This window comes from Pseudomonas sp. TSO6, assembly GCF_056098905.1.
Genome location: NZ_JBLZWV010000129.1, coordinates 1 through 230, shown reverse-complemented (window position 1 = coordinate 230; position 230 = coordinate 1). Strand labels below are relative to the sequence as shown.

The following is a 230-nucleotide window of genomic DNA, read 5'->3' as shown; positions in this document are numbered from 1 at the left end:
GTCGACGGCGGCTCCCTGACTGTGAGCATCACCGGTACGAGCGTGCCGGATGGTCGCTCGTTCGAGAACCTGGTGCTGACCAAGCCTTCTGCCAGCGTGGAAATCAAGGACACCCTGACCGAAGTCGTGGCCAAGCTGACTGCGTCCGCCGAAGCGACCGAAGGTGGCACCATCACCTACACCGTCACCTTGACCGGCCCGACTGGCTTGCCGATCAACAACCACGGTGC

1 protein-coding gene is annotated in these 230 nt (G+C 63.0%); it reads left to right on the top strand.

Annotated features, from left to right (window positions below):
• Positions 1-230, top strand: a 230-nt coding sequence (locus ACN6NG_RS30090; protein ID WP_474317580.1) for a hypothetical protein, incomplete at both ends; no start/stop codon positions are given.